The sequence below is a fragment of the Paenarthrobacter sp. NPDC057981 genome, from assembly GCF_042886835.1.
Classification (GTDB): domain Bacteria; phylum Actinomycetota; class Actinomycetes; order Actinomycetales; family Micrococcaceae; genus Arthrobacter.
This window is the reverse complement of record NZ_JBHVQI010000001.1, coordinates 467,403-480,755: the sequence shown is the minus strand read 5'-3', so window position 1 is coordinate 480,755 and position 13,353 is coordinate 467,403. Positions and strand designations below refer to the sequence as shown.

General features: G+C 62.0%; 13 protein-coding genes. 4 read left to right on the top strand and 9 right to left on the bottom strand.

Annotated elements, in window-relative coordinates:
- Positions 1–61: 61 nt before the first annotated feature.
- Genes ACFVSI_RS02220 through ACFVSI_RS02200 form a run of 5 tightly spaced genes read right to left on the bottom strand, consistent with a single transcriptional unit; the run spans position 62 to position 5,462 of the window.
- Complete coding sequence (locus tag ACFVSI_RS02220; RefSeq protein ID WP_387819439.1) at positions 62–1,006, bottom strand: LysR substrate-binding domain-containing protein; 945 nt, start codon at positions 1,004–1,006, stop codon at positions 62–64.
- 29 nt (positions 1,007–1,035) lie between these two features.
- Positions 1,036–2,580, bottom strand: coding sequence for an ATP-dependent acyl-CoA ligase (locus ACFVSI_RS02215; protein ID WP_387819718.1), 1,545 nt, complete (start codon positions 2,578–2,580; stop codon positions 1,036–1,038).
- Between the two features lie 50 nt (positions 2,581–2,630).
- The gene (locus ACFVSI_RS02210) at positions 2,631–2,948 is read right to left on the bottom strand and encodes a zinc ribbon domain-containing protein (protein WP_387819437.1); all 318 of its coding nucleotides are present in this window, start codon (positions 2,946–2,948) and stop codon (positions 2,631–2,633) included.
- Positions 2,945–4,084: a thiolase family protein gene (locus ACFVSI_RS02205; protein ID WP_387819435.1), complete on the bottom strand. Its 1,140-nt coding sequence runs from the start codon at positions 4,082–4,084 to the stop codon at positions 2,945–2,947. The genes ACFVSI_RS02210 and ACFVSI_RS02205 overlap by 4 nt, the downstream gene beginning before the upstream one ends.
- A 43-nt stretch (positions 4,085–4,127) precedes the next feature.
- Positions 4,128–5,462 (bottom strand): MFS transporter, encoded by a 1,335-nt coding sequence (locus tag ACFVSI_RS02200; protein WP_387819433.1) that lies wholly within the window; start codon positions 5,460–5,462, stop codon positions 4,128–4,130.
- A 298-nt stretch (positions 5,463–5,760) separates the two neighbouring features.
- Between ACFVSI_RS02200 and ACFVSI_RS02195 the strand changes: the two genes are divergently transcribed.
- Positions 5,761–6,570 (top strand): cyclase family protein, encoded by an 810-nt coding sequence (locus ACFVSI_RS02195; protein WP_387819431.1) that lies wholly within the window; start codon positions 5,761–5,763, stop codon positions 6,568–6,570.
- Here the strand turns inward: ACFVSI_RS02195 and ACFVSI_RS02190 are convergent.
- Positions 6,567–7,949, bottom strand: a complete 1,383-nt coding sequence (locus tag ACFVSI_RS02190) for a M20/M25/M40 family metallo-hydrolase (RefSeq protein ID WP_387819429.1) — start codon at positions 7,947–7,949, stop codon at positions 6,567–6,569. The genes ACFVSI_RS02195 and ACFVSI_RS02190 overlap by 4 nt on opposite strands.
- Before the next feature lie 113 nt (positions 7,950–8,062).
- On the opposite strand from ACFVSI_RS02190, the gene ACFVSI_RS02185 reads away from it, so the two are divergent.
- Both ACFVSI_RS02185 and ACFVSI_RS02180 read left to right on the top strand, forming a co-directional pair.
- Positions 8,063–9,520 carry an aminotransferase class I/II-fold pyridoxal phosphate-dependent enzyme gene (locus ACFVSI_RS02185; RefSeq protein WP_387819427.1) on the top strand — a complete coding sequence of 486 codons (1,458 nt, stop codon included), beginning with the start codon at positions 8,063–8,065 and terminating at the stop codon, positions 9,518–9,520.
- A gap of 246 nt (positions 9,521–9,766) precedes the next feature.
- Positions 9,767–10,432 (top strand): GAF and ANTAR domain-containing protein, encoded by a 666-nt coding sequence (locus ACFVSI_RS02180; RefSeq protein ID WP_387819425.1) that lies wholly within the window; start codon positions 9,767–9,769, stop codon positions 10,430–10,432.
- Between the two features lie 26 nt (positions 10,433–10,458).
- Here ACFVSI_RS02180 and ACFVSI_RS02175 read toward each other — a convergent pair whose 3' ends face one another.
- From ACFVSI_RS02175 to ACFVSI_RS02165, 3 genes are all read right to left on the bottom strand, one after another.
- Entirely contained in the window at positions 10,459–10,680 is a 222-nt protein-coding gene (locus tag ACFVSI_RS02175; RefSeq protein ID WP_387819423.1) for a hypothetical protein, read from the bottom strand.
- A 78-nt stretch (positions 10,681–10,758) separates the two neighbouring features.
- The gene (locus ACFVSI_RS02170) at positions 10,759–11,478 is read right to left on the bottom strand and encodes a GAF and ANTAR domain-containing protein (protein WP_387819421.1); all 720 of its coding nucleotides are present in this window, start codon (positions 11,476–11,478) and stop codon (positions 10,759–10,761) included.
- A 235-nt stretch (positions 11,479–11,713) separates the two neighbouring features.
- Positions 11,714–12,451 (bottom strand): GAF and ANTAR domain-containing protein, encoded by a 738-nt coding sequence (locus ACFVSI_RS02165; RefSeq protein ID WP_387819419.1) that lies wholly within the window; start codon positions 12,449–12,451, stop codon positions 11,714–11,716.
- A gap of 206 nt (positions 12,452–12,657) precedes the next feature.
- On the opposite strand from ACFVSI_RS02165, the gene ACFVSI_RS02160 reads away from it, so the two are divergent.
- A complete protein-coding gene (locus ACFVSI_RS02160) occupies positions 12,658–13,350 on the top strand; it encodes a histidine phosphatase family protein (protein ID WP_387819417.1) in 693 nt (230 codons plus the stop codon).
- The last annotated feature ends 3 nt before the right edge of the window (positions 13,351–13,353 follow it).

Genomic DNA, 13,353 nt, shown 5'->3' with positions numbered 1-13,353 from the left:
GTCAAGCGCGTCGGAGAGTCCGGTGTCCCGCTTGATGAGGTTGATCTGCCTTTTGCGATGCTTACGCAGGATCCTCGAGGTCCTGCTTTATTTCAGCCCCTACTTCCTGCAGCTTCTTGACCAGGAGCGCAGCGCTGAGGGCCAGGGGCCGGTCTGCATGGAGCAGCAGCCCGACCTGCTGGGCCAAGCCGGAAAGGTGCAACTCCAGCATCTGCAAGCCACCCTCGGCCACGGCCATGGACTCCGGCATGAGAGCCAAGTAGCCGGCTTCCGCCACAAGTGTCCGCAGTGTCGCCGGCGTCGAAGATTCAACACGCTGCACCGGCGAAGCCAGTCCGGCAGCCCTGAAGTTGTCCTCCAGTTCGTCCCTCAGGGGCGTGTTAGCCAAGGGGAGCACCCATGGGTACTCCACCAAATCCTGCAGTCCGACGTGGGAAACCCCGTGCGCCGGATGCCCCGGAGCGGCAACGATACGGAAATCCTCCCGATAGAGTGGCACCAGCTTCAGCCGTGAGGTGCTGGGGTGATCTGTTACCCGGCCTACCAGCAAATCCAAATCACCATTGCCGAGTTCCTGGATGAGGGTTTCCGGCGGCGCTTCCCGCAGCCGGACCTCAACCATGGGCCGCTCGGCTGTGAACCGGGCGATGGCCCTTGGTATGAGCAGGTTGGCACCGGTCACGTGGGCCCCTATGCGCACCAGGCCGACATTCGGATCCGTGAGTTCCTCCACCCTGCGGCGGAGCGTACCCAGGTGCCCTACGATGGCTTTGGAATGCTCAAGGTAGGCCAGCCCGGCGGGGGTAGGGACCATTCTTTTGCCCGTCCGCTCGAACAATGCAGCTCCGACTGCGCGTTCGGCCTCACTGAGGGCCCGGCTGAGCGCGGGTTGGGTCAGGTACAGCTCCTCCGCTGCGCGGACCAGGCTGCCATGCTCGGCGATAGCGAGAACGATCACCAAATGGCGCAATTTCAGATGAGTCGTCAGCAGCCCCCGGAGGTCCATCTCCATATCCTACGTGTGGGCTATCCACGTCAACGGGCACCGGCTGTGGCCTTCCGGCGCGGTACCGCAATGTCCCGATCCCACGCTGCGACCTCCCGGCCGGCAGCCTTGAGAACATGCTTTTTCACCTTGCCGTTCTCCGTTTGGGGCAACTCGTCCACCACACGAAAGAAGCGTGGAATGGCAAACGATGCCAACCGTGGCGCGCAGAACTCCGTCAGCTCTACGAAGTCAACCGGCCCGCGCATTACCAGGGCTGCCATGACTTCGTCCTCGCCAAGTTCGGAATCAACGGCGTATACCGCGGCGTCCAGGACTGCCGGGTGCTGCTTGAGAACATGTTCGACTTCCATTGACGAAATGTTCTCCCCTCTCCGACGGATAACATCCTTAATGCGGTCCACGAACCTCACCCAGCCGTCGTCGTCGACCGTCACCCTGTCGCCGCTGTGGAACCACAGATCCTGCCAAGACGCTGACGTTGCCTCGGGCATCGCGTGATAGCCAGTGGCTACGGCGTAGGGCTGGTCGCTACGGATCAGGAGTTCCCCGGGAACACCGTCAGGCACAGGTACCCCGTCAGCGTCCACGACACGGATTGAAAAACCGGGCCGGACCTTACCCATGTAGCCGGCGCGCCACTGCTCGGGAGTGGAACCGATGACGGAGTTCGTTTCCGTCGATCCGTAGCCATCCAGAAGTTGGATGCCGAACCGCTCGCGGAAAGGCCCCACCAGTTGGGCCGGGGTCGCAGGTGAGAGAGCCAGGCGAATGCGGTGTTGACGATCAGCCTGACTTGCTTCCTTGCCTGCAAGGATCCCCACCATGGCCCCCAGCAAGTAGGTCACGGTAGCGCCTGCCGCCGAGGCGTCAGCCCAAAAGCGGGAAGCAGAGAAGTGCGGCCCCAGGACATATTCGCCACCGCACTCAATTGCCTGCATAAAAGCGTTGAGCGCATTGGTGTGGAAAAGCGGCAAGCAGGTGTAGAGGACATCATCGGAGCGCAGGCCGAGCTGCTCTGACATGTTGACCGCCCACCAATAAAACTGGCTCTGCGGACATAGGACGCCTTTGGAAACCCCGGTGGTGCCCGACGTGTACAAGATGGCCGCGGTTGCTGAAGGAGCAGCATCGACGGGCTCGACATAGACCGCCGTGACTGGAAGAGGCGCAATGCTGAAACTATGGTCCCGCTCCTCGGCAGTGCCATCGACAAGCCACACCGTGCTGACGGTGTCCGGGGCCACAGCGGCCAGGTGTGGCAGGAAGGCCGCCTCGGCGATGACCAACCGTGCCTGGGAATTTTCCAGAACGTGGCGCAGCTGTTCACCGCGGCTCGCTGTGTTGATCGGAACTGCCACCGCTCCTATCCACGCGCAGCCCAGAATCAAGTCGAGAAGTTCAGGCCTGTTGGAGCACATAAGGGCCACAGTTTGCCCCCGCTCAATTCCTGCATTCCGCAACATGCCACCTGCAACGCCGACCGCTTGCACCATTGCGCGGCTGTCGCGGCTCACATCACCGCAGCGCAAGAGTGGCGAAGAGGGTGCCTTGCTTGCCCGGTCAACGAGCATTTCGGGGATCGTTAGCGGCCGCATCGGCCGGCCCGGCGTGGCAAGAAATGTCATGGTTGGTCTTCCTTCAAGTAGCTCGGGTTGGGTACGAAGGCCGCAGCGCTATCCGCCCCGTAGGGGTCATTGGTCAGTGCGACTCTTTGTCCGCGCGCGGTTTCGGTGCCCGTCAGGCGCGCAATGACACGCAGCCCACTGTCGAAGCGCAGGGTGGCCAGAATGCCGCCACTGGCGAGCATGGTGGTTTCCTCGATGGTTGCCTGGTCCTGGTAAACGTCGGAGAATCCGTCGTTGCCACAGACCGGACAGAACAGCCGGGCGGGAAACAATTCGGTGCGGCAACTCCGGCATTGCTGGATCAACACACTCACTTGGCTGCCTCCAAAATCGAGACTGCGGCGCAGGCCCCGTATCGATAGAGCACCATGCCGTAACCGCTGACTACGGCATGCCGGGCAGTCACCTGCCGTGCCCCGGCAGTGCCGATGAGCTGGGCAGCTGCCTCCGTCAACCCATGCATTCCACCGGAAGCGCCGGCCTGACCTGCCGAAAGCTGGCCCCCGGAAGTGTTGACCGGCAATTCATGGGTGGCGACGCGACGCTTGATGAAGACCGACGGATCCTCACCGGCGGGAAGGATCCCGAGATCGGCCAACTGGGCGACAACCATTGCGGGGTAGTCGTCATAGACGCAGGCCACATCAACGCTGGCTGGATCGAGTCCGGATTCCGCCCAGGCCCCAGGGGCGATCAGGCGCAACCCGGTGGAAAGTCCGTCACCGTCCTGTTGATCCGCGTTGTAGGAAGCACGCACTGAAAGGATCTTTGCCCGCGGTGTACCGGCCCTGGTGTCGGCCATGAGGACAACAGCGTCGGCGCCCGTCACGGGAGGTACACAGTCAAACCGTCCGAGGGGTGCAGCCACCATGGGCGCTGCGAGATATTCATCCATGGTGAGGGGCTTGCGGTACACAGCACCCGGGTTCAGTTCTGCCCACTCGCGCTGGGCGATGGCTATGCGGCCGTAGTCCTCGCGGGTGAGGCCCAATGAATCCATCTGCCTGGTGGTGAGCATCGCAAACAAGGCGTTGGGACCGTGCATGGGCAACGGTGCCAGGTGGTCCTGCGTTGCCCTGTTGTAGTTCGCCACCAGGTCTGAGAAGGCATTTCCGTCCATCAGATCGCCGGCCGCAAGGACAATCACTGAGGCGTCACCTGCTTCGATGGCCCGCACAGCGTGCTGGAGCATTCCGCCGGCGCTGGCACCACCGTTGGTGTCCTGCATCAACCATGTCAGCTTCAACCCCATTTTCCAGGCGAGGTCGATGGCGTGGTCCGGTCCCAGCGTGAAGCTGGAAACCGCAAGGCCGTCGACGTCGGACGGCTTGAGTCCTGCTTCCTGCAAGGCGTTTCGTACGGCATGGGCAATGACTCCGGCTGTGGTTGTTCCCGGGGCTGGATGGCGGGTGTAGTTGGATTGCCCGGTACCGATAATGGAGACCGTCATGTCGGTCCTTTCGTGAGTGTTGCGGAACGAACGTGGGCGGCCTCTAGGAGACGGTCTCCGGCGTCGTGATTTTGCTGTGGCCCTGTGCCCCTAAGCCGCGCTTCCTGCCCGAAGCGAGCACAGCGACCAGCGTGATCAACACCATCGCGATGACGTAGACGGACACGGGCGTTGAGGAATTGAAATTCAGGAGCAGCGCCGTGGCAACCAAGGGCGCGATCCCGCCCGCGAATACTGCAGCGACCTCATGGGCTATCGCCATGCCGGAGTACCGCACTTCGGCTGAGAACAATTCATGGAAGAACGCCGGCTGGGTACCGATCATCGCGCCGTGGCACAGGCCGTTGGCAAGGAGGAAGGCGAGGATCACGATCGCTGGCGTGTTGGCGTCGATCATCGCAAAGAACGGGAAAGCGATCAGCCCCATGCCGATCGCACCCATCGCATAGACGGCCCGGCGACCGATGAGGTCGGAGAGATACCCGAAGAAGATATACGTACCGAAGGACGCGAGCATGGACACCGCGACAGCCAGGAGAAGGAGCCCTTTGTCGACGCCGACGTGGACGCCATACACGATGGAGAAGGACAAAAATATGTAGGACCCACCATTCTCGGCAACACGAAGGCCCATGGCGATGAGGATCTCCCGGGGGTGGGCGCGCAAAGCCTCGATGGCAGCAAGCCGGTGTTGCGGACGGGTTTCGCGTGCTTCGCTGAATTCCTTGGATTCGGGCAGTTTGAACCGGATGTAGGCGCCAACGCCGAGCAGCAGCACGCTGACGAGGAACGGGACACGCCAGCCCCATGCCAGGAAGTCGGGTTCGGGCATGAGTTGGACCATGAAAAAGGCCAGTGAAGACAAGACAAAGCCGAGCGAAATGCCACCTTGGCTGAAGGCGGACAGCATACCGCGCCGTTTGCTGTGGGCGTTTTCACTGATCAGCAGGACCCCACCGCCCCATTCGCCGCCGGCTGCAATTCCCTGCAGGACGCGAAGAAGGATGAGCAGGGCAGGTGCGAGCAACCCGACTTGGGCGTAAGTAGGCAGCAGGCCCATAAGGGCTGTGCTGATGCCCATGATGGACAACGTCAAGACCAGCGAGCGCTTACGGCCCAGACGGTCGCCGATATGACCAAAAATAAGGCCGCCCAAGGGTCGGGCCGCAAATCCGACAGCAAAGCCGGCGAAAGCAGCCATTGTACCGACCAGTGGATCGGTATCGGCCGGGAAGAACAACCGTCCGAACACAACGGCCGAAGCCGTGGCGTACAGGAAGAAGTCGTACCACTCGAGCGCGTTGCCAACCAGTGAGGCGACAACGTATCGGGCTACCCCGGGACGTTGCCCCGGTGAACGGAGTTGATGATCGGACATTGGTGCTCCTTTATTGCTGAACATTGTCGCCACTGGGAGGACCCTTCATCGCGCCCTGACGGCCAGTGGATCGAACATGCACCCCACGGTGGAAGCTGACGGATGTGACGCCGGTTACGGCTGTTCTCCCAGTCTCCCTCCCGTTCCCGGGACCGTCGAATGCCTAACCCGGCAAGGGCTATGCAGGTTCCGGTAAGTCGGGGATTTTGGTGGCAACTGCGCTTACAGGCCGAACGGGCGGGTGCTAACGTCGCTGCCACTGGCCAGGGGCGGAAACGACACAACAGAAGGAGCTCTCATGGAATCACGTGTTGAAAAGCAAACTGGAGGATCCGGAGTGGCCCGGCTGCTCGATGACTTGTGGTCCTTGCGCACAAGGATCGTTGACCTCACCACGCCGCTTTCCAGCAGCACTCCCACGTTGGAGCTGCCTGAGCCATTTGCCAACCTGATCGACTTCTCCCTTGAGGAAGTCTCCGCGTACAACGAACCGGGCCCCCACTGGAAGCACCACAACATCCACACCGGTGAGCACATCGGCACCCACCTGGATGCGCCCACCCACTGGGCGACCGGGCAGAATGGCAAGGACGTGTCCCGGATCGAGCCCGCCAGGCTTATGGGCCCGGCGCTGGTCCTCGACGTCGCCGCGGAAGCCGACGCCGACAACGACTTCCTGGTCGACGTCCAGCACCTGCGCGCCTGGGAAAGCGAGCATGGACAACTGCCCGACGGCGGTTGGCTGCTGATCCGGACTGGCTGGGAGGAACGGTCCGGGAACAAGCGGCAATTCCTCAACAACGACGCCGACGGCACCCCTCACTCCCCCGGGCTCACCGTGGAGTGTGCCCGCTGGATCGCCGAGGAAACCGCGTTGTCCGGAATAGGGGTGGAGACCGTAGGCATCGATGCCGGCACCGCTGCCGGCCAACAACCGCCCTTCCCTGCCCATCATTACCTGTTGGGCAATGACAAGTACGGCATCACCTCGCTTCGCAATCTGGGGGAGCTGCCTCCGGTGGGCGCGGCTTTGATCGTTGCTCCGCTGCCGATTGTCGGGGGAACCGGCAGTCCGGCACGAGTGCTTGCGTTGGTTGAGGACAGTTAGCGGCAGGAGAAGTGCAGTTGCGCCAAGAAGAGCGCCTCTGCCACGATCGCATTCCGGAGTTCGCCGAGGTGCACGGATTCGTTCGCCCCATGGGCGCGTGTATCAGGATCTTCCGCCCCGGTGATCAGGACGGAGCAGCCTGGCTGCTGCTCAGCCAGCGCCGCCGCGAAGGGTATGGAACCACCGACACCCATCATGACCGCGTCAGCGTTCCATGCTGTCTTCAGGGACCATAGCGCTGCCTCAACCATCGGATCGTTGGGCGCTACGCTGAAGGGTCGGCTCCGCGCTCCGGGGACGAACTCCAGTTCTGCACCGAACGGCGCATGCTTCGTGGCGTGTCGCCTCACTGCTTCCATTGCATCGTCGGGGCTAGCGCCGGGCGGTATCCGGAGACTGAATTTCACGGACGCTTCAGCTAACAGGACATTGCCGGCGGTCGCTGTGGATTGGGCATCCAGGCCCACGAAGGAAAGGGCCGCCGTAGCCCAGAGCCTCGACGTCAGCGAACCGCGGCCAGCCAATTTCAGACCAGGCAGCACGCCTGCGTCCCTCCTGAAGACCTGCTCATCCATCTCAAGCTTCGGGCCGGACGCCGCCAACAACCCCTCCACGGCAACGGAGCCGTCGTCGTCGTGGAAACTGGCCATGAGCCGCGCCAGAACGGTCAGCGCATCCAGGACCGGACCACCATAAGTGCCGGAATGCAGAGCATGGTCCAGGACACGAACCCGGATGATCCCGTCCACCAATCCCCTCAGGCTTGAGGTCAGGGCAGGAGTTCCGATTTCCCAGCTCCCGGAGTCAGCCACGATGGCTGCGTCCGCACGGAGCGCCTGTCCATACTCCGCGAAAATACTGTGAAGCGTAGGCGAGCCGGCTTCCTCCTCCCCCTCGATGAACACGCTGAGCCCGAGACCGTGTGCTGGCCCAAGAGCCATGTCCAACGCGTGAATGGCCGCCAGATGCATGACGATACCGGCCTTGTCATCAGCGGCGCCCCGCCCAAAGATCCGGCCTTCGCGCTCCGTTGCTTCAAAGGGCGGAGTGGCCCACGCCTCAGCTGGCCCGGCGGGTTGCACGTCATGGTGGGCGTAGAGCAGGACGGTCGGAAATCCGGGTGATGCGGTTCGCCGGGCCAGCACTGCGGGTGCCCCGGGCATCCTGTCGGGCCCTTCGCCGCGAATGATCGCAGCATTGGGAAGACCCCCGTTTTCGAAGAGCTTGCGGACCTCGGCGGCACTGCGCTCCAAGTGCTCGGGATCAAACCCCGGCCACGCCACTCCCGGTACCTCGACGAGATTCGAAAGAATCCCGCGGTGCCGGTCCAGAGCCGAGTCCACAGCTGCGGCAATCCGCGCGATTGTGGATCGTGGCAAGTCCGGCAAAACCTTCATGGACGATTCACCTTGCGTCTTGAGGGGTACGGAAAAGATGACGGGGATGACTTGATTGTCAGCTTACTTACTTCTAGCGCAAGGACGGAATGGCAATGGACCAGAATGTAGCACCCCTGCTGGAGGCGCTGGCCGAGTACCACCGCCTTGACCGCTACGGCTTTACCCCACCCGGGCATCGCCAGGGAAGGGGCGCCGACCCCCGCGCCCTGGACATTTTGGGAGCCGATCCCTATAGATCCGATGTCCTTTCCACGGCGGGCATCGACGACCGCAAGTCCTCCGGCAAGTACCTGAGCAAGGCCGAGGAACTCATGGCTGAAGCAGTCGGGGCAGAGAAGGCCTTCTTTTCCACCTGCGGGAGTTCACTCTCGGTGAAGGCCTCGATCCTCGCCGTCACCAAGGGCAACGGTGATCTGCTGATCGGACGTGACGCACACAAATCAGTGGTGGCCGGAATTATCCTCTCCGGCCTCCAGCCTCGCTGGATCCGCCCCCAGTGGGACCGCGAACTCCACATCGCGCATCCGCCATCCCCTGAAGAAGTGGAAAAGATGTGGCAGCGGTACCCGGACGCCGCCGCGGCGTTCATCACGAGCCCAACCCCGTACGGGACCTGTGCGGATATCGCAAAGATTGCCGAAATCTGCCACTCCCGTGGAAAGCCACTGATCATTGATGAAGCCTGGGGCGCGCATTTGCCCTTCCATGACCGCCTTCCGACGTGGGCCATGGACGCGGGAGCAGACATCTGCGTGGTCAGCGTGCACAAAATGGGCATGGGCTTCGAGCAGGGTTCCATTTACCATCTCCAAGGCAACCTGGTGGATCCGGTACGACTTAGCCAGTGTGCCGACCTGCTCTCAACGACCAGCGCGAATGTGATGATCTATGCCGCAATCGATGGTTGGCGACGACAGATGGTGCAGGAAGGCCGGAAGCTGCTGGAGAATGCCCTTACTCTCGCAGACAGAGTCAGAATCGAGATCGACGCCATGGACGGCCTCCACGTCCTGGGATCTGAGTTGACCAGGGCAGAAGCATCTCATGACTTTGACCCACTTCACGTCCTGATCGACGTCGGAGAGCTGGGGATCAGCGGCTACCAGGCAGCAGACTGGCTGCGTGCGACGCACCGGATCGACGTCGGACTCAACGACCACCGGCGCATAGAGGCAACGTTGTCCCAGTCCGACAACGAAGAAACCACCGAACGACTCCTGACAGCTCTGCGGGACCTCATCTATGCTGCCCGGGAGCTGCCAACGCCACCAAAGGTCCAGGTCCCGGAACCGGAGGATCTGGAGATGGAAACGGTCATGTTGCCCCGGGACGCTTTCTTCGGTCCGGCGGAGGAAGCAGCTGGCCGCATTGCGGCCGAGCAGATCACCCCCTATCCCCCGGGTGTTCCGGCGATCCTCCCCGGCGAAAGGATCAACGCGGCGGCGGTCAACTACCTGCGCAGCGGCTCCGCTGCCGGAATGGTGCTGCCGGATCCATCGGACCCCTCAGTGAGCACTATTCGCGTGGTGGCGCACCAGCGGGACCAATGATCAGGGCCGATCAGCTGTTGCGCGCTCCAGGCCCTTAACTGATGGGTGTGCATTGCGTTTTTGAAGCGTAGCGTTAACGGCAACGGAGCATTGCAGGCCTGGTGGCCTGCCGGGTACATCTAAGGACAGCCTGACCATCCGCGTGTTTTGAATCGGGGCGACATGGCCGATTACGCGGGACCAACCGCGGAACAACTGCAGGACTTACTGCTGGAGAATTCGGGGTTTGCAGACTTTCTCCTGGGGTTGACCACAATCTCAGCCTCACTTCTCGGAACCCGGGATCCAATGTTGTGCGCCATCACCGTCGAAAGGGATACTTCTCCCGCCACCGTGGCCAGCAGTAGCGACAAGGCCCGGAGACTCGACGAAAAGCAATACGCGCTCGACGACGGACCTTGCCTCACCGCCCTACGGCACCAACGCACTGTCCTCATAGAGGATCTCAGCGAGGATGGTGGATGGCGGAAATACGCCGAGCGAATAGCGGGCGAAGGAGTCAGGTCTGTTCTGGCCGTACCAATTAAGAGCGACGGCGCCTCGCGGGCCGCACTGAATTGCTACGCATTAACCCTGGGGGTTTTCGATAAGCGAACGGTTGCAGCGGTCCAGGCGCACGCCGTTTCGATCTCGAAAACACTGCGTCTGGCTCTTAGGCTGCACGCGGACCCGGAAGTGCCGGAGGACGTTAAATCAGCCCTGCAGTCACGAGCCGTCGTGGACGCGGCCGTATCGTTGATCATGGTTCAGAACCTTTGCAGCCGCGAGCAGGCCATGGACCTCCTCCGCGCCGCTGCAGTCAACAACAATCGCAGGATCCGCGAGATTGCGACGGAAATCCTCAGGGGTTCGACTTCGGCAGGAATACCATCACACATGCAGCCCGGTGCGCTCGATGACGATGAATCCTGATAAATAGCGGCACCACAAGGAGATTACTACCCCTCAGCGTCATTCTCCCCACCCAAGGTGTCGTGCCCATAGCTGGCCCGCCTGCCATTATCGCCGCGTGCATCCAACGTCTCGTTCAGCGCATGGGCCAGCAAATCACGCTCCAGCGGCGGCAAGCTGAGAGCGCCGTAGTAGTACGCCTGAATTTCGACAAGGCCCGACGCGCCACCGATGCCGAAGTAGGCCATCCAGACCTGCTCCAGGGTCAAGTCAGTATCTTCCAACGCCAAGCGAAACTGGTGCCGTTGCAACTCCTCACCACTCGCAAAGCTCATAGTCTCCCCCGGTCAATCAGCGGATCCCGGCACGTTGTCAATGACTTCACGCGCCAACTCATGCAGCCGACGCTTCTCCTTGTTGGACCGTGCGATCAAATGCAGCACAGCCTCCTGCTCCCCAAGGCCCAGCGTGGCCATGGTGATGCCCTTGGCCGTTGCAATCAGGTCGCGGTGCGCCAGGGACGATTTGAGCTGGTCACTGAGCGCCGAGACTCTCTCCTTGGCAAGTGCGTTGACCAGGAAGATCGAGGCCTGCGAAGCAAAGGCTTCCAACAGGTGGATCAGTCGAGGCGAGGCGGTTCCCGGCGCCTCCCAATAGACCTTAATGGCCCCAAAGGCCAGATCACCGGAGAGCAGCGGCACACTGACGCAGGAACGCACTCCCAGATCCGCCGCTGCCTGCCCCCATTGAATCCACCGGAGATCCGTACGAATGTCCTCCGAATCCACGGGCTTGCCCGAGGCCCAGGCGGTCAGGCAGGGCCCTTGCCCCAGCTCGTATTGCAGTGCGTCCGCGGCGGCCACAAGCGTCGAGGTGGAGGCCGCACTGCTGCGCCTCCCATCGGCTTCCATCAACGACACTCCTGCACCCACGGCGTCATCGACGGCAAGCACGGCCGCTTCTGTAATCAATGCGAGGGCATTCGACACCGTTTCTTCAGTAAGCAGCATGTTCGAGGCCCGCGCGAACATCACAGCCAGCTCATCCGTCAGGGGCAGCTCATTCACCGGTAACACCACATCTTCCGCGTCGCCATCCTTCGCGGGGCCGATCCACATCATTCCCAGCCATCATTCTTGACCTTTCCGCGCCGCTCCACAGTCCACGAAGAACCGACGTTGATAAGTATCCTTATTATAGTAAGGATTGAAGGCTCAGAACAGCGCACCACGATAGTCCACCGCACAGATCGTTAGTTCGCAACGCGCCCCGCCGGACGCCGCCCGCCTCCGGAGCACAGCCCTAGTCCTGAAAAAACGTCTTCGTGGCTTCCTGCGGTTCGGAAATCCCCGCGATAATGCCTTCCGCGACATCATGCAGTTTTTGGTTCCTGTTCTGGGATGCCTGCTGCAAAAAAGCGAAGGCTTCGCTCTGGGTGCAGCGGCTTTGGGCCATGATCATGCCGCATGCAAGGTCGATGGCAGTCCTCCGGGCCATGGCCGCTTTCAGGTCCTCGGCCAAAAGGTCAGCTGTTGAAATACGCAGGGCGAGCCGCAGCGCCTGGGCGGCTATGTCCGCGAACACTGCGGCTTCGCGGACAGCGTCTTCCGTGAACTTTCCGGCCTCGGAAGCAAAGAAGTTCAGCGCCGCTGCCGAGTCCACTCCCAAAGACAACGGAACCCCTAACGCACTTTCAAACCCTGCCGAGGCAAGGTCCTTGCAGTACTCAGGCCATCTAGGGTCAGTCGTCGCGTCTGCAAGCAGCACAGGTATTGACATCTCCAAGGCCTCCTGCGCAGGACCGCTTCCGATGGCCTGCTCGATACCATCCAGCAGAAGCGCATTTTCGCTGCTTGCGGCAACGGTGACCGCACGCTTACGCCTCCACAACGTCACGGCACACTCCACACGCACCCCGGCGGCCCGGCTCAGCGTCGTGGCGGCATACTGCGTCATGCCGTCCAGGAAATCCCTGACGTCTCCAGCAGCAATCAACTGATGGAGGTTCTTGAAGTCTTCGTTTTGTTCCCGGGTTTCCATGTCAATCTCCCGAGAGGAACTGACGGTGGGCAGGGGGGCGCATCAAACCTCCGCGGTAAAGCGAAAAGGGCGCCGGGCTTCTTCAGCGAAATTTTGAGTCCACTATGCCGCATTTAAGTGGCTTCTTTCAAACCCTCAGTTTCCCACGTGTTCCTTTCCGTATAAATGGTTCACAACACCCCGGATCAGGTGGTTAGGCTGGGTGAATGGCGACAGTTATCCTCGTACGGCACGGCCGCACCACGGCCAATGCAACCGGACTGCTGGCCGGGCGGGCCGCGGGAGTGAGGCTGGACCAGACCGGGCGGGAGCAAGCGATCCGGGCCGCAGACCGCCTCACTGCCGTACCTCTTGCGGGAGTAGTCTCCAGCCCTCTGGAACGTTGCCGGGAGACGGCTCAAGTCATCCTTGATCGGCAGGCCGGCAGTCCGCACGCGCCGGTCGAGGAGGATCTCACCGAGTGCGATTACGGCCAATGGCAGGGCCGCGCCCTCAGCGAACTCGCCACGGAGCCATTGTGGCCCACAGTCCAAGCGCAACCATCCGCCGTCGTCTTCCCCGGCGGTGAGTCCATGGCCGGGATGCAGGCACGGGCCGTAGCCGCGATCCGGCGCCACGATGCCGCGTTCGAAGCGGAGTTCGGCCCGGGAGCCGTTTGGGTGGCAGTGAGTCACGGCGATGTCATCAAGTCGGTCCTCGCCGACGCCCTCGGCATGCACCTGGACTTGTTCCAGCGGATCAATGTCAGTCCCGCCTCCGTATCCATCGTGCACTATGGCGCCCACCGACCGAGCGTTTACGCCACGAATACGGACGCCGGTGATCTGTCGTGGCTGGCGAACGGCGTTGCTTCCGGGGATGCGCAGGTCGGCGGCGGCGCAGGGCAGAAGACGCCGTGAGGC